At 38.7% G+C, this 19236-nt stretch carries 15 protein-coding genes; 8 read left to right on the top strand and 7 right to left on the bottom strand.

Annotated elements, in window-relative coordinates; all coding sequences use genetic code 11:
- Positions 1-77: 77 nt before the first annotated feature.
- Entirely contained in the window at positions 78-1418 is a 1341-nt protein-coding gene (gene accC / locus ACFOW1_RS08270) for an acetyl-CoA carboxylase biotin carboxylase subunit (protein WP_379013513.1), read from the top strand.
- A gap of 143 nt (positions 1419-1561) precedes the next feature.
- On the top strand, positions 1562-2704 hold the full coding sequence (locus ACFOW1_RS08265) for a sulfotransferase family protein (protein WP_379013512.1): 1143 nt from the start codon (positions 1562-1564) through the stop codon (positions 2702-2704).
- Between the two features lie 341 nt (positions 2705-3045).
- On the opposite strand, the gene radA is transcribed toward ACFOW1_RS08265, so the two are convergent.
- Positions 3046-4416, bottom strand: coding sequence for a DNA repair protein RadA (gene radA / locus ACFOW1_RS08260; protein WP_379013510.1), 1371 nt, complete (start codon positions 4414-4416; stop codon positions 3046-3048).
- A gap of 275 nt (positions 4417-4691) precedes the next feature.
- On the opposite strand from radA, the gene chrA reads away from it, so the two are divergent.
- Together chrA and ACFOW1_RS08250 are read left to right on the top strand one after the other, a co-directional pair.
- Positions 4692-5960: a chromate efflux transporter gene (gene chrA / locus ACFOW1_RS08255; RefSeq protein ID WP_379013509.1), complete on the top strand. Its 1269-nt coding sequence runs from the start codon at positions 4692-4694 to the stop codon at positions 5958-5960.
- A 102-nt stretch (positions 5961-6062) separates the two neighbouring features.
- On the top strand, positions 6063-6668 hold the full coding sequence (locus tag ACFOW1_RS08250) for a TMEM175 family protein (protein WP_379013508.1): 606 nt from the start codon (positions 6063-6065) through the stop codon (positions 6666-6668).
- On the opposite strand, the gene ACFOW1_RS08245 is transcribed toward ACFOW1_RS08250, so the two are convergent.
- The 6 genes from ACFOW1_RS08245 to eat form a co-directional block, all read right to left on the bottom strand.
- Entirely contained in the window at positions 6669-8879 is a 2211-nt protein-coding gene (locus tag ACFOW1_RS08245) for a B12-binding domain-containing radical SAM protein (protein WP_379013507.1), read from the bottom strand.
- Positions 8880-9025: 146 nt separating this feature from the next.
- A complete protein-coding gene (locus ACFOW1_RS08240; protein ID WP_379013506.1) occupies positions 9026-9577 on the bottom strand; it encodes an isoamylase early set domain-containing protein in 552 nt (183 codons plus the stop codon).
- A gap of 212 nt (positions 9578-9789) precedes the next feature.
- Positions 9790-10803, bottom strand: a complete 1014-nt coding sequence (lpxD, locus tag ACFOW1_RS08235; protein WP_379013504.1) for a UDP-3-O-(3-hydroxymyristoyl)glucosamine N-acyltransferase — start codon at positions 10801-10803, stop codon at positions 9790-9792.
- A gap of 191 nt (positions 10804-10994) precedes the next feature.
- Positions 10995-11768, bottom strand: coding sequence for an ethanolamine ammonia-lyase subunit EutC (gene eutC / locus ACFOW1_RS08230; protein ID WP_379013503.1), 774 nt, complete (start codon positions 11766-11768; stop codon positions 10995-10997).
- Position 11769: 1 nt separating this feature from the next.
- Positions 11770-13143 carry an ethanolamine ammonia-lyase subunit EutB gene (locus tag ACFOW1_RS08225; protein ID WP_379013501.1) on the bottom strand — a complete coding sequence of 458 codons (1374 nt, stop codon included), beginning with the start codon at positions 13141-13143 and terminating at the stop codon, positions 11770-11772.
- 305 nt (positions 13144-13448) lie between these two features.
- Positions 13449-14753, bottom strand: coding sequence for an ethanolamine permease (eat, locus tag ACFOW1_RS08220; protein ID WP_379013499.1), 1305 nt, complete (start codon positions 14751-14753; stop codon positions 13449-13451).
- 251 nt (positions 14754-15004) lie between these two features.
- On the opposite strand from eat, the gene ACFOW1_RS08215 reads away from it, so the two are divergent.
- From ACFOW1_RS08215 to ACFOW1_RS08200, 4 genes are all read left to right on the top strand, one after another.
- Positions 15005-15727 carry an SDR family oxidoreductase gene (locus ACFOW1_RS08215; RefSeq protein WP_379013497.1) on the top strand — a complete coding sequence of 241 codons (723 nt, stop codon included), beginning with the start codon at positions 15005-15007 and terminating at the stop codon, positions 15725-15727.
- Between the two features lie 107 nt (positions 15728-15834).
- Positions 15835-17007, top strand: a complete 1173-nt coding sequence (locus ACFOW1_RS08210) for a THUMP domain-containing class I SAM-dependent RNA methyltransferase (protein ID WP_379013495.1) — start codon at positions 15835-15837, stop codon at positions 17005-17007.
- A gap of 39 nt (positions 17008-17046) precedes the next feature.
- A complete protein-coding gene (locus ACFOW1_RS08205) occupies positions 17047-17517 on the top strand; it encodes a hypothetical protein (RefSeq protein WP_379013494.1) in 471 nt (156 codons plus the stop codon).
- A 110-nt stretch (positions 17518-17627) separates the two neighbouring features.
- On the top strand, positions 17628-19094 hold the full coding sequence (locus tag ACFOW1_RS08200; protein ID WP_379013492.1) for a M28 family metallopeptidase: 1467 nt from the start codon (positions 17628-17630) through the stop codon (positions 19092-19094).
- Positions 19095-19236: the final 142 nt, after the last annotated feature.

Raw genomic sequence — 19236 nt, 5'->3', positions numbered from 1 at the left:
ATTGCATTTTGTTGCTTTGTTTTATTTTCTAACGTCGTTAATGTTTTAGTGCATTATCACATTATCAAATTAACCAAATGTTCAAAAAAATATTAATAGCCAATCGTGGCGAAATTGCCTTACGTGTTATCAGAACTTGTAGAGAAATGGGCATCAAAACTGTTGCAGTGTACAGTACTGCCGATAAAGACAGCTTACATGTTCGCTTTGCTGACGAAGCTGTTTGTATCGGTAAGCCAGCAAGTACCGATTCTTACCTCAATATTCCCCACATTATGGCGGCGGCAGAAATTACCAATGCCGATGCTATTCACCCAGGTTATGGCTTTTTGGCGGAAAACAGCAAATTCTCTCAAATCTGTGCCGATCATGGTATTAAATTCATTGGTCCTACACCCGAAATGATTAACGCTATGGGCGATAAAATCACGGCTAAAGAAACCATGATTAAAGCGGGTGTACCTGTAGTACCAGGTAGTGGCGGTTTACTTGAAAGTGTTGAGCAAGCGAAAGACTTGGCTAAAAACGTAGTTGGTTATCCTGTCATCTTAAAAGCGACTGCAGGTGGCGGCGGTAAAGGGATGCGTGTGGTATGGAAAGAAGAGGAAATAGAAAAAGCATTTACAACTGCTAAAATTGAAGCGGCTGCGTCGTTTAAAAACGATGGTATCTACATGGAGAAGTTTGTAGAAGAACCGCGTCATATAGAAATTCAAGTAGCGGGCGACCAATACGGTACCGTATGTCATCTTAGCGAAAGAGATTGCTCTATCCAACGTCGTCACCAGAAGTTGGTGGAAGAAAGTCCTTCACCTTTTATGACGCCAGAATTGCGTAAAGCAATGGGCGAAGCTGCTATTAAAGCTGCAAGCGCTATTAATTACGAAAGTGTTGGTACTATTGAGTTCTTGGTAGATAAACACCGCAATTTCTACTTCATGGAAATGAATACCCGTATTCAGGTAGAACACTGCGTTACCGAAGAAGTTGTTAATTACGACTTAATTAAAGAACAGATTAAAATAGCCATGGGCGAAAAAATATCTGGTGCTAACTATGAACCGCAATTACACGCCATTGAATGCCGTATTAATGCCGAAGATCCGTACAATGATTTTCGTCCATCACCAGGTAAAATTACCAACCTTAACACGCCAGGTGGTCATGGTGTAAGGGTAGATAGCCACGTATATGCAGGCTACACCATCCCGCCATTTTACGATAGTATGATTGGTAAACTAATTACCGTGGCACAAACGCGTGAAGAAGCCATCGATAAAATGTACCGTGCACTCAGCGAGTACGTTATTGAAGGTGTTAAAACCACCATTCCTTTTCATTTACAATTAATGAAAAACGAAGATTTCCGTTCAGGTAATTTCACAACCAAGTTTTTAGAAGGTTTTACTATGAAGTAAACCTTTTGCTAACTTACTTCGATATTTATCCCAGTACTAATTAAAGTGCTGGGATTTTTTTATGTTACCAGCATCGTAGTACTAAATAATATTCGTTGCGTTACATACCGCGGCGCCTTGTACATGACTCAACTATTACTGACGTGTTAGCAACCATTATTCAGCAAGAACAAGATTTAAGCGCTTTACTCCCCAGCTATCGCACCAATAATAGCCCTAGTAAAGCCTTGCAGAACGCTACTAACACTTGGGCTACTACGGTGTACAATGCTGCAAAACAATTATCACCAATTGAATTTACAGAATTGCAAATAGTCCAAGCTCTGCAGTTTTGCCAGTGCCCTATTTTTATTTGTGGTGTTCATCGCAGTGGTACTACCTTAATGCGTGATTTATTAGATGCACACCCTGCCTTATCGGTATTACCTTCAGAAGGCACTTATATTACCAATATTGAGCGAAAAATACAGCATCTGAAAGACCAAGATGCGATGGCTTTTATGTGTATAGAATGGTTAAAACGCTTGGCTAATCCTATTAATCAGCCACCTTATTGGATACTTGGTAACACTAGTTTAGAAAAGTCGCCATATGTTGATTTTACCAATGCGTTTATTAGTTGGTGGCCTTTGGTACAACAATATTTGCAAGCCACTAATACCATGTGGCCGCACTTAGTATTGCAGTTAGCTTACGCACATGTATTGCAGCAAATATTGCCTAATAGTAAGCCAGTGTGTTGGGTAGATAAAACACCCACCCAAGAGCAGCACCTTACAAGACTTTGGCAGTTTTTCCCAAATGCAAAAGTGTTACATGTTCTTAGGCATCCTGCGGCTATTTTAGCTTCTCGCAAGCAAATGGAGCCAAATACGCCTTTACGTGTTTTTGTAAAAGATATGCAACACAGCTTTCGCATTGCAACCGAACAAACGGCTTTACAAAACCCAAGATACCTCTGTGTGCGCTACGAAGATTTGTGTAGTCATGTTGATGTTACCATCGCACAAATAGTATCATTTTTAGAGATAGAAAACTTAACTAGCCTTACCATACCCACCGTTGCAGGTAAGCCGACACAGGCTAATAGCTCCTTTTTACAGCCGCAAGTAACAGGCAAAATAGTAGCCAATAACGTAGCGAAACAACCCAATAATCTTTCTGCAAGCCATTACCAATTATTAGCGGCAACCGTAGGCAAGCTAGGGTTTGGGTTTAATTATCATTTACCCGAAACCAATCCATTGCAAAAATTTTGGGCCAAACTGCGCTACGAAGTATGGTGATTGTTGATTGCTTTTAGGTGTTAATTGGATGAATCGATTGCAATCCATCCAATCGTAGCAATAAAATTGGATGAATTAGTAGTAATGCATCCAATTGACAACATGAGATTGGAAGAATTGGTTGTAATCCATCCAATCGTAATAATGCGATTGGATGCATTGCTATCGATACATCCAATCGTATCGAAAAATTGGAAGAATTAGTAATGAAGCATCCAATCCTTAGCTTCAGGTAAGCCATTAAATGAAATTGCCTCTTGCGTGTACCGCTTAGAAGCATGTAAAATAGTCGACTACTTGATTCAGATAAATCGATATGGTTTTGAGTGGCAGCTTATGTACTAGAACAAGAACTGATACACTTCATGCACTTGCCCTGCAGGTACTACTTGTATTTTATAAGCCTTCGGGTCAAAGCTTTTTTTGTTGTATTTACTCACAATTATTTTTTCAAAGCCCAGTTTTTCTGCTTCTGCAATACGCTGTTCTATGCGGTTTACAGCACGTATTTCACCATTTAAACCCACCTCGCCTGCAAAACATACATGCGGTGGTAAAGGCACATCTTCATAGCTACTTAGCAAAGCACAGATGACAGCAAGGTCTATAGAGGGGTCTTCTACTTTTAGGCCGCCGGCAATATTTACAAACACATCTTTGGTGCCAAACAAAAAGCCACCACGTTTTTCGAGTACTGCCAATAAAAGTTGTAAGCGCCTTAAATCGAACCCACTTACGGTACGCTGTGGTGTGCCATAAACTGATTGTGTTACCAAGGCTTGTACTTCTATCAGCAATGGTCGCATCCCTTCAAGCGAAGCGGCAATTGCACTACCACTTAATTGCTCTTCTCTTTGGGTAATTAATATTTCAGATGGGTTGCTTACTTCCCGCATACCATCGCCTGTCATTTCATAAATGCCCAATTCTGAGGTACTACCAAAGCGGTTTTTAAGTGTACGCAAAATGCGGTAGGCATAGTGTCTATCTCCTTCAAATTGTAGTACGGTATCCACCATGTGTTCTAGAATTTTTGGGCCAGCAATGCTACCATCTTTGGTAATATGACCAATCAAAAATACTGGTGTATTGGTCTCTTTTGCAAAGCGCTGAAACTCGGCAGCGCACTCACGTATTTGGCTAACACTACCAGCAGAAGAATCAATTAAACTAGATTGTATGGTTTGTATTGAATCTACAATGACCAATTGTGGCTGTAGTTTTTTTATCTCTTGAAAGATGGACTGTACGCTAGTTTCAGTCAATAAATAGAAATTATCGTTTTTTATTTTTAGCCTATCCGCACGCATTTTTATTTGCGACTCACTTTCTTCCCCGCTAATGTATAGCACCACAATCTCGTTCATCATTAGGCCATGCTGTAGAAACAACGTGCTTTTACCGATGCCCGGTTCGCCACCTACCAATATAATACTGCCAGGTACTACGCCACCTCCAAGTACACGGTTTAGTTCGCCATCTTTGGTTACTATGCGTCTTTCTTCAGTAACCGTTACATCTTGCAGTGCCACCGCTTTGGTAGCTCTTTTCTCGCCTTTAAAGTCTTTCCAGTTGTGTTCTTTTGCGTTGCCTTTATCTAGTACTTCTTCTACAAATGTGTTCCATTGGCTACAGCTAGGGCATTTACCTACCCACTTCATGCTTTCGTATCCACAATTGCTACAGAAAAAAGCGGTTTTTATTTTGCTCATGGGGTAAAGATATACTACTGGTGAAAATGATGGTAATGATATTAGATACGTAAGGTGCGTCAATGTTGGGTTAATTATTATAAAACCATTTGTGGCACGAATATGGGCGTACGAGTATGATGTTTATAACTAGCAAAATAATGGATCAAGAAAAAATGGATGTTACAGCACAAAAACAGACCACTGAAACCTTGATGGGTTCTTTATACTGTTTTTTAAATTATACTTATGTTTGTGAGATTGAAAATCCAAACAGCTTGCGTTAAAATAGATACATGCATCTTGTTCGTCATACTCCATTTTTAAAAGCAGTGCTATGGCACAGTATAACGGCCTTTGGTGGGCCTAATGGGCATTATGGGATGATGTTAAAAACTTTTGTACATCAACGTAAAGACATTACAGAAAATGAGTTGGTAGATTTTGTAAGTTTTTGCAATATGTTGCCTGGGGCTTCTTCAACACAAACGCTCACTTTAATTGGGTATAAACGCGGTGGAATTCCCTTAGCCATTTTAACCCTAATCATTTGGATAACACCTGCTTGTTTGCTCATGGGTGGGTTATCTTTTTTATTAGATTATTTTAGCGATCAGTCTATCAACACCAAAATATTCCATTTTATACAGCCGATGGCGATAGCGTTTATTGCTTTTTCTGCGTTTAGAATTTTTAAAATTGCTGTAAATAATACCATTACAAGGGTAGTAATGGTAGTAGCCGCAATAGCTACTTTTTTATATTTTAAAACGCCTTGGGTATTTCCTGCTTTGCTAGTAATGGCAGGTATTGCCACTAATTTTAGTGATAAACGTATACCACAAAAAGAAGTACCACCCAAGCAAATTAAGTGGGGCAACTTGCTGATATTTCTGGCACTGTTTGGTATTGCTGGTTATTTCAGTGAAACATCTACTAAAAATAATTGGCCTAATCACAAAGCCTTTAACGTATTTGAGAGCCATTATCGTTTTGGTAGCTTGGTATTTGGTGGTGGCGATGTGTTAATGCCACTTATGTACGAGCAATATGTGGTACGCCCTACTACGCAACGCATTATTGACAGTAAGCGTGATGTGTTAAAAATGGAGCAGCAAGATTTTTTAACAGGATCTGGTATTGTGCGAGCTATTCCAGGTCCTGTATTTTCTATAGGTGCGTTTACAGGCGGTATGGTATTGCGAGGCGATAATACCTTTTTCTCGCAAGCGTTGGGCTGCTTTTTAGGTGGTATTGGTATTTTTTTACCAAGTGCCTTATTGGTATTATTCTTTTTTCCAGTATGGCATAATCTTAAAAAGTATGCGGTTATCTACCGCTCACTCGAAGGTATTAATGCAGCCGTTGTAGGCATTATGATTGGTGCAACTATTTTTTTAATAAATGCTACTTTGGTAAACGAAATTTGGCATAATAGTCGTATTGGCTGGCTAGATGTTGCTGTTGTAATTACCACATTTTCGTTGTTACAGTTTACTAAAATACGTGCACCATTTATTGTATTGGCTTGTTTATTATTGGGTCTTGTTTATAGTTTCTCATAAAAGCCTCCTGCTAACACATGCTAATTTTTTATAGTAATATCGCTAAAAAATCATTTTGGCGGTATTATATTTAGGGTAACTTGCTTTTTTAAAATATAATATATGGGTACGGGTAGGCTAGAAGCTTTTAGTGATGGTGTAATTGCCATTATCATTACCATTATGGTACTAGAAATGAAAGTGCCTCACAGTGATTCATTGGTATCGTTACTGCCAATATTGCCAGTTTTTATTAGCTATGTTTTAAGCTTTGTAAATGTGGCTATTTATTGGAATAATCACCACCACATCATTCAAGCCGCCGAAACAATCAATGCGCCTGTAATGTGGGCAAATATTCACTTGCTATTTTGGATATCGCTTTTCCCGTTTGTTACTGGGTGGATGGGTGAAAATCATTTTGCCACTTGGCCAGTTGTGCTATATGGTGTGGTTTCCTTTATGGCAGGCGTTGCTTATTATATACTTGCAAAATGTTTAATTAAGCTTCATGGGAAACGATCTACTTTGGTAGCCGCATTAGGAAGAGATAAAAAAGGCAAGATTTCTGTTATTATTTATGCGAGCGGAATTTTGTTAAGTTTTGTTCACCCATGGCTCGGGCTAGCTATGTATTTTGCAGTAGCTACTATGTGGTTTATTCCCGACCCAAGAATTGAATCAAAATTGGTAGAGAAAGAAGCAATTCAAAAACAAGAAAATGGGTAACTATAGGCGTAATAACCCTACTTTGTGTAAAGTGTTCAAAGGTTTATTATCCCAAAATAATTCAAAATCTTCTAGACCTGCCGCTTCGTAACTGTTGGTTACATCTTGCAGGTTATAAGGCTTTGGGTTTTGTACAGATAGTTCTTGTAGTATTTGCGCTAGCCATTTACCTTGTGCTTCATCTACCCGTATGTTTATGGTTTCTTTTTTGGTATAAAATGTAAGTGATGCTACTTGCCAGCTATTGCCTTTTTTTGTTTTTGTAATAATCTCAAGCTGTGGCTGCGTACCTATAAATACAATTTTATTTGTAGGTTTATAGGTAGTGGTATCGTCTTCTAGTAAGGCATTTACAATAAAGTCTGCGGCTACTTTTGTTTTAGGTACTTTAAAGCCCATGTCTTCTGCATCAAACCATATGGACAGTGGTTCATCAAAACAAAGCCCATGCATATAATTGAGCAATGATTTCTTTAAGCCGTAGCTAAACTTATCATGTTCTGTGCCTGTTTCATCTATATGTTCAACATCGTTATCAGCAAATGTAATAGCCACTTCTTTGGCTTTTTTTACCCCAAATTTCTCCGGGTTTAAGCCCACGGGGCTATGTGCTGTCATGGCAAACTGGTGCCAAAAAGCGGATTGTAAAATGCCGGCTTTAAATAGTTGTCTTACCATTTCTAGGCTATCTATAGTTTCTTGAGCCGTTTGTGTAGGAAAGCCATACATCAAATAAGCGTGCACCATAATGCCAGCTTCTGTAAAATTGCGATTTACTTTAGCTACTTGCGCTACTGTAATGCCTTTTTGTATAAGGGCTAAAAGTCTATCGCTTGCTACTTCTAAGCCACCAGAAACGGCGATACAACCTGAGGCTTTTAGTAAGATACATAAGTCTCTTGTAAAGCTTTTCTCAAAGCGTACATTGGTCCACCAACTTACGGTAAGTTTACGTTTAATAATTTCTAGGGCTAATGCACGCATCAGTGCAGGTGGTGCCGCTTCATCTACAAAGTGAAAACCATTTTGCCCTGTTTGAGCAATCAATGTTTCCATTCTATCACACAAAAGGCTTGCTGCTACTGGCTCGTAGAGTTTTATGTAATCAAGGCTAATATCGCAGAAAGTACATTTACCCCAATAACAGCCATGTGCCATCGTGAGCTTATTCCATCTGCCATCGCTCCATAAGCTATGCATCGGATTTACCACTTCTATGGCAGATATATATTTATCCAACCAAAAATCACTGTAATCGGGTGTACCTACTTCGCCTTGTTTGTAGTCTTTTGTGGCTTTATTATTTATATAAGTTACTTCGCCATCAACCAATGTAAACGTGCGTTTTAATTGGTCTATAGTGGTATTACCTTCAATAAAAGCTATTAGGTTTTCTATCGGCGCTTCACCATCATCTAGCGTAATAAAGTCGTAAAATTCAAATACACGTTTGTCTTTCAGTGAGCGTAATTCTGTATTGGCAAAGCCGCCACCCATAGCCACTTTCACGGTTGGGTAATGTTGTTTAATCCATTGACCGCAACGTAAGCTGGTATACAAGTTACCAGGAAATGGTACAGATATACAGACTATTTTGGGGTTAACCATTTGCATTCTTTCGGCAAGAATGGTTATTAAAATGCTATCAATATAGGTGTATTGTTGTTGTAACGATTCGTACAATTCATCAAAACTATTGGCACTTCTTCCAAGCCTTTCTGCGTAGCGACTAAAACCAAAATGACTGTCTACACATTCGGTAATTAAGTCGCTTAGGTCTTCTAAATACATGGTGGCCAAATGTTTCGCTCTATCTTGATGCCCCATACTACCAAAAGCCCAGTTTAAATCGTCTAGTTGCTTAAACCTACTTGCTTCGGGTAAAAAATCACGTTTACAAATTAAGTGTGATAGGGTGGGGTTTTTACCTTGTAAAAATAAAATCACATCGTCTATAGTGCTAATATAATCTGCTTGTAAGGCAAGCATTCTACACGCATTATCTGATGTGCTTTGGTTAGGGATAATTTGGGCAAATAATTGGCGCAAGCCATTACTACTAAACAAAGCCAAGGTTACTTCAATACCTAAATCTGCTTGAAAAGCACGAATGCTCTTGGTATTTAAAAAGCCTTTTAAATAAGCCGTTGCAGGATAGGGCGTATTAAGCTGTGTAAATGGTGGCGTAATTAAAAAAACCGAAGCACTCAAATTATTATGTTTAGGAAGCGAAGATATACTACCAACTTAATGGTTGCATATTGTAATAGCTATTACTATCGATTTTTCCGTTAGGATATACAAAGCAAGTCCTACGCAAATGCTGCCTTAGGACTTGCTAAAAGTATGCGTAGGATTTATTTTTTCGCTTTTGCTGCTTTAGTAGGCTTTGCAGCCGCTGTTTTTGTAGCAGCTTTTTTAGGTGCAGGCGCAGCTTCCACTGCTGGCGCTACTACTTCTTTTTTAGCTTCGGTTGCTTTCTTTTCTGTAACTACTGGCGCTACAATAACTGGTTCTATCGGTTTTGCAACCGCCTTTTTAGTAGCTGCTTTTTTTGGTGCAACTGTTGAAGCTTCTGCAACCAATGGTGCAGGTTTTACACTTGCTTTCTTGGAAGGTTTTGGAGCTTCCTCTGGTACATTTATTACACAGTTGTCTACAAAAAACTCTTCGCTATATACATACGCATCTGCGTTACCATCGTTTACCCATCTACCATCACTTAAAAAATAACGGTATTGATAAGTGCCGCTTTCTAGCGCTACAGTGGTTTTTAGAGAGCCATCTTTTTGTTTTTTTAAGGCGATACCCTTTTCAAATTCCCAATTGTTAAAGTCGCCTAGTAAAATACCCGATGTAGCATTGTCTGCTATTTCTGCCGAAACTGTAAAAGTAATTTTTTGTGCCATAATTATTGTTGCTTATTCGGTAATGAGACCATTACGTTTTGGTTAGGAAATATAGTTTATCCTTAATTAATACTTTTTTTAGCAAAAAGTAACCGTTAGCAAAGCTTTGTGCTTAATAAATAGGTGTTAAATACGTCTTATTTGCCCTTCAAAACACTATTTCTTGTTTTATGACACAAAAAATGCGCAGTTAGCTGCGCATTTGATATATTTTATGAATAATTATGACTTTTACTCTCTTTTACCAATTTTCTTAAAATAACCCATTGTTTTAGGGCATCACGAGAATCAATTGCAGGATAGCCTAATACTTTGGCACCATCACTAAAATTATTAATAACACCCGACTGTCCACCTACTTGCACACCATTACCAAGGGTTACATGGTCTGATATACAAGCGCCACCACCTACAATTACACCGTCACCAAGCGTTACAGAACCTGCAAGTCCACTACTACCAGCCATAATACAGCAGCGACCCATTTTACTATTGTGCCCTATTTGTACAAGGTTGTCTATTTTACAGCCATCACCAATGGTGGTGGCACTAAATTTGCCTCTATCAACGCAAGAATTTGCCCCAATTTCTACACCGTTGCCTATTACTACATTACCTATATGTGGTATTTTTATCAAGCCACGCCCATCTGGGCTTGGTCTAAAGCCAAAGCCGTCTGCACCAATAGTAGCATTTGGGTGAATGATACAATAAGCTCCTATCACACATTTTTCTCTTATTACTGAGCCGCTCCAAATAGTGGTAGCTGCGCCAATAGAGGTTTCGTCTAGAATGGTAACATTTGGGTACAAAGTTACGCCCTTGCCAAGTACCACATTTTTACCAATATAACAGCCAGCTCCTATTTGGCACCCCTCGCCAATGGTTGCGGTTGCATGAATAGTCGCCGTTGGATGAATAGCGGTATCAAATACCGGGCCTTCTTCTACAAACATTTCTAGTACCATGGCCATTGCTACATCTGCATTTTTTACTTTGATAATGGCTTTATTGTCAATTGGTGTCAGTTCAATATCAGCATTAATAATGACCGCACAGGCTTTGCAAGTATCCCAGCTTTTAGCGTATTTTTTATGACCAATGAATGTAATCTGCGATTCGCCAGCTTGTTCTAGCTGTTCGGGGCCGGTAATGAGTTGGGTAGTATTACTCAATAATTCACCTTTAATGACATCATTAATTTGTTGTATAGTAAATGTTTTCATAATGGCAAGTTGTTAGGTTGGTTTAGGGCGTATAGGTACGGAAATAATTGTTATAAGAAACAGTGGCATAAAAAATTAACGAAAAGAGGCAATAGGAATGCTGGTAACGCTGATTAGAATGATCGTTAAAATATATTAATTTACAAGATATGCTTATAATAAAACTTTTGTTCTGCTTAGCTTAGGGTACATCATTGCAATAGCTTGTTTTCATCTTTTAATGCCACGCCGCTTAGTTGCAAGCGCAATGCTTCGCTTACTAAATATAATAAGGTGTTCGCTGCATTTTCTAAAGGCAAGCCTTCTGGCCGTATATTAGAAATACAATTACGACGTTCATCGGTGTTGCCAATAGTAGGTTGGTAGGTAATATAAGCACCCATACTATCTGGGCTCGATAATCCAGGCCGCTCCCCAATAAGAACAATACTAAGTTTGGCGTTCTGTAACATACCTACTTCGTCGCCTATGGCTACCCTGCCTTGCTGTACGACTATAATTGGGGCAATTGTTAATTGCTTAGCCTGTAATTGTGGTAAAATAATTTGTAAAAAAGGTGTGGCATGTTGGTTAATAGCAGTGGCGGATAACCCATCTACGATAACAATACTAATATCTACCGGGTTAGTTGCTACAACAGCTATTTGCTGAATACTTTTTGTTTGTAAGCGCCTACCAAAATCTGGTCTTTGCAAATACATGGTTCTATCTTCTGCTTTGCTGTGTAGCCAATAATATTTGAGACAAAGCTTCTCTAAGCGCTCTGATATATTAGGTTTATCTAATTCAGAATATACTGCATCTCTAGCAAAAGCATGGGCCATTTTAAAGTCAAGTACTTGTTGTATTGGCACTGCATGACCTGTTCTGCCAAGTGCAATTCTAGCATTCGTAAATTGCTGTAAAGCTTGCCAGGCATCTTGCGGAATAATAGTGGTAGCAATAGCGTTATTCTCTTTTGGCATACTATAAGGCATTTAATAATAAATGATTTGCCGCCACAGGAAGCAGCTCCCCTTTTTCATCCATTAAACCTTGCTTTAGTAACCAAGCTTCAAATTCAGGTGCAGGGCGCTTGTTTAATACTTTACGTAAATACAATGCATCATGGAAAGAAGTAGATTGATAGTTAAGCATAATATCATCAGCGCCTGGCACGCCCATTATAAAATTACAGCCAGCTACACCTAGCAATGTTAGTAAATTATCCATGTCATCTTGATCGGCTTCTGCATGATTGGTATAGCAAATATCTACACCCATTGGTAGGCCTAATAATTTACCACAACAATGATCTTCTAAAGCTGCTCTTATTATTTGCTTACCATCATACAAATATTCAGGGCCTATAAAACCCACTACTGTGTTTACTAAATGTGGGTTAAAATGTTTTGCTACCGCATAAGCTCTTACCTCGCAAGTTTGTTGGTCTACACCTTCGTTGGCATTAGCAGATAAAGACGAGCCTTGTCCTGTTTCAAAATACATTACATTATTACCAATGCTACCTCTGTTTAGCGATAGTGCTGCTTCGTAACCTTCTTGTAAGAGGGCTAAACTAATACCGAAACTCTCGTTGGTTTTTTGTGTACCACCAATAGATTGAAATACCAAATCAACAGGTGCCTGCTGGTTGATACATTGAATAGCCGTAGTAATATGGCACAATACACAGCTTTGTGTAGGAATATTGTAAGTGCTAATAACATGATCTAGCATGTGAAGCAGCGTACTAGTAGCTGCAGGGCTATCAGTAGCAGGATTAATGCCAATAACAGCGTCACCACTGCCATATAACAAACCATCAATCATACTAGCTGCAATGCCTTTTGGGTCGTCAGTGGGGTGGTTTGGCTGTAGCCTTGTAGAAAATCTGCCATGCAAGCCAATGGTATTACGAAATTTTGTTATTATTTCGCATTTTTGTGCTAATGCAATTAAATCTTGGTTACGCATAAGCTTACTTACAGCCGCTACCATTTCGGGTGTTAGGCCAGCTGCTATTGCTGCTAGGGTATGGGTATCTGCGCCTTCACTTAATAACCAATTACGCAAATCACCTACGGTAAAATGACTAACTGCCCCAAAAGCTGTGGCATTGTGCGTGTCTATAATTAGTCTTGTAACATCATCTGATTCGTAAGGGATAATAGTTTCGCTCAAGAAAGTTTTTAAGGGTAGATCTGCCAAAATAATTTGCGCAGCAATACGTTCTTGGTAGCTCTCGGCCGAAACGCCTGCTAATACATCACCTGAGCGATGAGGCGAAGCTTTTGCCAAAAGTGTTTTTAAATCGTTAAACACATAGTTGTGCTGCCTGATGGTAGTACGATATGCCATAGTATAAAGATGCTAGATTTTTTTGCAGAATATTTAGTTTTCTTGCAGATAACGCAGATTTTTTGTTTCAAATCTCTCGCAGATTGCACAGAAGTAGGCAGATTTTGGGTTTTCTTGCTAAAAGCGCAGGCGTGAAAAGAATTATTTCAGTGATTTCAGCGTATTCAGCGAGCAAAAAACATCAGCTGAAAAGCAGTAAATCAATTCTCTCGCAGATAACGCAGAATTGCGCAGATTTTTTGTTTTCTTGTTAAAAGCGCAGGAATGCAAAGAATTATTTCAGCGATTTCAGCGTATTAAGCGAGCTAATCATGCATAATGCTTCTATACTTGTCTAATCCCTTATAAAGCAATAAAATAATTAATAATATAATAAAAAAGAGTAAACTCACTTGCCAATTATAATATACGATAGCTATTAAACAAACAACAGATAATAGTAACGCAATAAAAGGCATGATTGGGTAAAATGGTATTTTAAATGGCCGTACTAGTTGTGGCTGATTTTTGCGCAGCGCAAATACCGATACCATGCTAATGATGTACATAACTACTGCACCAAGCACCGATAAAATGATTAATTGGCTGGTGGTTCCACTCATTATTGCTACAATACCAATAATAGCGCCTATTACTAATGCATGAATCGGTGTTTGAAATTTTGGGTGAATATGTGATAGAAATTTTGGTAAGTAATTACTACGCGACAAGGCAAATAATTGTCTGGAAGAACTCGTAATTAAACTATGAAAAGATGCCATCAAACCAAATACACCAATGCCTGCAAACAGCTTGGTTAGACTATTACCTTTCCCCACTACCATACCAATGGCTTCAGGCAATGGATAGTCGATATTGCTTAGTAACTGCCAGTTGCCTACACCACCTGTAGCAAGCATTACACCCACAGCTAGTAATAATAAAGTAAAAATGCCAGTAAGGTAGCCACGAGGGATGGTGGTATTAGGTGCTTTTACTTCTTCAGCCACCATGGCTACACCTTCAATACCAAGAAAAAACCAAATGGCAAAAGGCAGCCCTGCGAAAATGCCCTTAATACCAAAAGGCATATTGTGCTGCATAAAATTACCAAAAGAAAAATGCGGCGACACAATACCAATAAAAATTAATAGTTCTACTACAGCTAAGAGGGTCATCACTAATGTAAAAACGGCTGACTCTTTAATACCGATACAATTAATGGCTGTAAAAATGATAAAGCAAGCAATAGCTGCTGGGGTTACCGCTATTGTGGGATATAAAAAGTGTAGGTAACTACCTAAAGCTATGGCAATAGGTGGTGTTGATAGTAAAAATTCTACCAAAGTTGCATAGCCAGCTATTAAACCACCAAAGGCACCAAAAGCTTGATAGGCATAAGCAAAAGGTCCGCCAGCATGAGGGATTGATGTGGTAAGTTCAGTGAAGCTAAATACAAAAGCGATATACATAATGGTTACCACTACGGTAGATAGTAAAAAGCCTACAGTACCTGCCACACCCCAACCATAATTCCAGCCAAAATATTCGCCTGAAATAACCAAGCCAACGGCCATAGCCCACAAATGCCAAGTGTTTAGTACTTTTTTTAAACTAGAAGAGGTTGACATAATTTTTGGGTTAGTTGCTATACAAATAAAAATAGCAGTTTTAGAGATTTATACCAATTTGAATTACTAAATAACGCTGATAAAAAGTATTAACCTCATTGGACCGGACCGTCGAAAAAGTAAATCCACTGAAATCTAGTTTCCTACGTGGTATTGCTCAGATTGTGATTAGAACTTGCTTTTGATAATATAATATTATTAACGTACATCCATTATTTCACCCAACTTTGTCAATGTAAACCAATAACAGTATGCAATTAACCAATAACAAAATTTTAATTACAGGCGGTGGTAGCGGTATCGGCTTGGGGCTTACCGAGCGCTTTCTTCAAAACAATAACACCGTGATTATTTGTGGGCGAAGAGCAGATGTATTACAAGCTGCGGCTGATCAATTCCCTTCAGTCATTACCAAAGTATGCGATTTGTCTAGCGAAGCAGACCGCATGGAACTATTCCATTGGATTGCCGAACAGCATAGTGATGTTAACGTTTTGGTGAATAATGCTGGTATTCAAAATTGGATGCAAATAGACGACCCTGCTTTCTATGAAAAAGCCACCGCAGAAATTACCACCAATATATTGGCACCTATTCATTTGGCTTCATTGTTTATAAACTTACCTGCGCTTACAACCATTATCAATGTTACGTCTGGCTTATCGTTTGTGCCGCTAGCCAAAGTGCCAGTGTATTCTGCTACCAAGGCGTTTTTTCATTCGTTTACATTATCGCTGCGCCATATGTTAAAGGCTAAAAACATAGAAGTGATTGAAATGATTCCGCCAGCATTAAATACAGATTTAGGAGGTAAAGGCTTGCATGATGGTCAGCCGCCAGTGAGTGCTTTTGTAGAAGCAGTATTTCAGCAAATGGAAGCAGGAAAAACAGAACTCACATTTGGTTTTAGCGAAATGATGGCTACTGCAAACCCAGAAATTTTGCGAGATACATTTAGTAGAATGAATCCTTAAATCGGTTTGTCATCATCATTTTTACATCAATTTGCAGCATTAAAACAGGCTGTGGATTTAAAACTTTATAGCTATATAGGCGCTAAGCTTTTACCTTTAGCGCCTATATGAGCGTATTTACTAAGAAATCTACCGTAATTATTACTTGCCATAAAAGGGTATCTAACTATTTAGCACAAGAGGTAACCGACCTAGGCTTTTCTATCGAAGAAACTTTTGTAACAGGTGTGCGATTATTTGCAAGTATTAATGATTGTATTAAACTGAACCTCAATCTACGTTGTGCCAGCCAGGTATTATATAGCATTAAACAGTTTCAGGCAGAGCATACGGATGCTATTTATCGTCAATTATTAAATTATGCGTGGGAAGATATTTTGCCAGCAGACGGCTATTTTTCTATTACTAGTAATGTTAATAATCCTACCATCAATAATAGCATGTTTGCTAATTTAAGGGTAAAAGATGCTATTGTGGATAGACTGAGGGAGAAGCGGGGTACAAGACCTTCAACTGGCGCAGAATTAACTGGTGCGGTGATTAATTTGTTTTGGAAAGAAGACTATGCTGAAGTGTTTATAGATACTTCAGGCGATTCACTCGCAAGGCATGGCTACAGAAAAATACCGGGCCAAGCACCCATGTTAGAGGCTTTGGCAGCAGCCACTATTTATGCCACCAAGTGGGATAAAAAATCGCCTTTCATCAACCCAATGTGTGGTTCGGGTACGCTAGCTATTGAAGCCGCTTTGATAGCAACCAATAGAAAGCCGGGGTTGTATAGAACCAATTATGCCTTTATGCATTTACAAGGTTACGACGATACAGTGTATCAACAAGAGCGAGCTGTATTAAGCAAACAAATAATAACCATAGAAGGCTTGCAAATAATAGCCACTGATTACAGCGTAAAAGCTATAGAAAATGCACAGAAAAACGCAGTCGCTGCTGGTGTACAAAACCTGATTCAGTTTACTGTCTGCGATTTTGCCCTTACCAAAGTACCAGAAAATGCTGGTGGTATTATGATGGTAAACCCAGAATATGGTGAGCGTCTAGGTGATATAGACGAACTAGAATTAACCTACAAACGTATTGGCGACTTTATGAAACAACAATGCGGTGGTTATTGGGGCTATATATTTACTGGAAATTTAGAACTCGCCAAAAAGATTGGCTTAAAAGCTAAGCGACGAATTGAGTTTTTTAATAGTACTATCGATTGTAGATTATTAGAATACGAACTATACAGTGGTAGTAGAAGAATAGTAGCAGAGTAACGTTTTAGACCTGGCAGGTCTAACAGATTTTAGTGAATAATGAAAGCAGCAAGCATACAAGAAATAAAGCAAGAACTACAGCACCTTAACCTTAAGGAAGTGCAAGACTTGTGCTTGCGCCTTGCCAAATATAAAAAAGATAATAAGGAATTGCTGGGCTATTTGCTGTTTCAAGCCCACGATGAAGAAAGCTATGTTCAGGCTATTAAAGATCAGATCGACGAATTATTTACCGAAATAAATACCAGCCATGTATATTTTGCCAAAAAAAGCTTGCGTAAGATATTACGAATAGTCAGCAAGCATACCAAATACAGTGGCCACAAACAAACGGAAGTAGAAGTTTTGCTACACTTTTGCCAACGGCTTAAATTAAGTGGCCTTGCCAAAGAAAAGAATGCAGTGATACACAAACTATACTTGATGCAAGTAAAGAAAGTACAGAAATTAAATGCAGCCTTGCATGAAGATTTGCAATATGATTATTTAAGACAATTAGACAACTTATAACTAATAATTGCAGTTAATACAACCATTTATCACATACTGTCTTTACAAAGTATGAGTAAATCATAAAAGCTAGTATCTTACGGCATTAGTACAACAAAACAGCAACACTTATGAAACAGTTATGGCTTACCTGCTGCTTGGGCTTTGCAGCTTTGCATGCATTTGCACAAACCCCACCTGCTTTATCTGCAATCAAAAAAGAAGACTTAAAAAGCGACCTATATGCAATGGCCGATGCGCACTTTAGAGGTCGTTCAGCAGGTACAATAGATGAACTTAAAGCGTCTATATGGGTTGCTGAAAAGTTTAGAAGTATAGGCTTGCAACCTGCTGGCGATGACGGCACATATTTGCAGTTTTTTACCATGTGGCGCAATAGAATTGCCGACCAATCGCCTATTGCTATTAATAATAAGCCACTTGCATTATGGAAAGAGGTATCGGTAGCACAAATGGCCAATAAACAATTAGATGCACCGATTATGTATCTGGGTAATGCCGCAAGCATAGATACTAATGCCCTTGATGTAAAAGGAAAAGTAGTTGCATTAGAAGCAAATGCGGCAGGCATCAATCTCAATGTATCATTGCCTACATGGCGATATAGTAGAAGTGTATATGTTAAATATGGATTACCACTAATAAGACATGGGGCTACGGCCATTATTTTTATAGCGGATAAGGTGGCTGAAAATGCCTGGGAAGATGCCAACGAAAACTTTAAAAGAGGCTCCTATGATATTGATGGCGGTCCTGCTATGACTGTAACTAGTACGGTACCTGTATTTTGGGTACATGCGTCTGCAAAAAATGACTTGCAAGTAAGTGGCGCAAATATAAAAGCCAACCTAATCATTGAACATGTAGAGTATCCTTCGGTAAATATTGTAGCCAAATTAAAAGGTACTGACCCTGTATTATCGAAAGAATATTTATTATATAGCGGTCACCAAGATGCGCATGGGGTACGCAATGCTATCAATAACGATAGTATTTATTATGGTGCAGATGATAATGCCAGTGTAGATGTTGCCATTTTTGCAGCAGCTAGGGCTTTTAAACAAAACCCAAGTAAGCGTTCAGTATTATTTGTAATTCAAGGTGCAGAAGAGAGAGGCTTGCTAGGTTCAAGATATTTTTCATCACACCCAACGGTGCCAATCACAAGCATAGTAGCTGTATTAAATGGCGATATGATTGGGAGAAATAATCCTGATAGTGCCGCTTTATTGGGTGTGCAACCGCCTCATAGAACATCGCTAGATTTGGTCAATATGGCTTTGGCAGCCAATAATGAAGGACCAAAGTTTAAACTAGATACTTTGTGGGATAAAGTAACACATCCAGAAGGCTGGTTTTTTAGAAGCGACCATTTGCCTTATGCGAGATTGGGGATTCCATCATTAATGTACACTACTTTACTGCATCCAGATTATCATACACCCATGGATAATGCAGCCAATATAGATTATGATAAATTGAAAAAAATGGCAGATTGGATGTATCGTACAGGATGGAAAGTGGCTAATGCAACCAAAAGACCAGCAACTGATGCCAACTTTAAACTTGAACGTTAGTTGGATTAAATATAATGTATTAAAATATTGCAAGGCCTTTCGATAAATTAATTTACGAAAGGCCTTATACTTTTTTATATCGCCTGAATTGGCGATTAAAACCAATACCTCACCGATTTCTATCATATCGCTACACAGCTTC

The organism is Parasediminibacterium paludis (assembly GCF_042651445.1).
GTDB lineage: Bacteria > Bacteroidota > Bacteroidia > Chitinophagales > Chitinophagaceae > Parasediminibacterium > Parasediminibacterium paludis.
The sequence above is the reverse complement of the archived record's forward strand: the minus strand, read 5'-3'. Positions and strand labels throughout refer to the sequence as shown.

Coding starts and splice junctions, on each gene's coding strand:
- chrA (WP_379013509.1), top strand. CDS start 4,692: ATGCATCTTGTTCGTCATACTCCATTTTTAAAAGCAGTGCTATGGCAC.
- ACFOW1_RS08215 (WP_379013497.1), top strand. CDS start 15,005: ATGCAATTAACCAATAACAAAATTTTAATTACAGGCGGTGGTAGCGGT.
- ACFOW1_RS08250 (WP_379013508.1), top strand. CDS start 6,063: ATGGGTACGGGTAGGCTAGAAGCTTTTAGTGATGGTGTAATTGCCATT.
- accC (WP_379013513.1), top strand. CDS start 78: ATGTTCAAAAAAATATTAATAGCCAATCGTGGCGAAATTGCCTTACGT.
- lpxD (WP_379013504.1), bottom strand. CDS start 10,803: ATGAAAACATTTACTATACAACAAATTAATGATGTCATTAAAGGTGAA.
- eat (WP_379013499.1), bottom strand. CDS start 14,753: ATGTCAACCTCTTCTAGTTTAAAAAAAGTACTAAACACTTGGCATTTG.
- ACFOW1_RS08210 (WP_379013495.1), top strand. CDS start 15,835: ATGAGCGTATTTACTAAGAAATCTACCGTAATTATTACTTGCCATAAA.
- radA (WP_379013510.1), bottom strand. CDS start 4,416: ATGAGCAAAATAAAAACCGCTTTTTTCTGTAGCAATTGTGGATACGAA.
- ACFOW1_RS08200 (WP_379013492.1), top strand. CDS start 17,628: ATGAAACAGTTATGGCTTACCTGCTGCTTGGGCTTTGCAGCTTTGCAT.
- eutC (WP_379013503.1), bottom strand. CDS start 11,768: ATGCCAAAAGAGAATAACGCTATTGCTACCACTATTATTCCGCAAGAT.
- ACFOW1_RS08240 (WP_379013506.1), bottom strand. CDS start 9,577: ATGGCACAAAAAATTACTTTTACAGTTTCGGCAGAAATAGCAGACAAT.
- ACFOW1_RS08205 (WP_379013494.1), top strand. CDS start 17,047: ATGAAAGCAGCAAGCATACAAGAAATAAAGCAAGAACTACAGCACCTT.
- ACFOW1_RS08225 (WP_379013501.1), bottom strand. CDS start 13,143: ATGGCATATCGTACTACCATCAGGCAGCACAACTATGTGTTTAACGAT.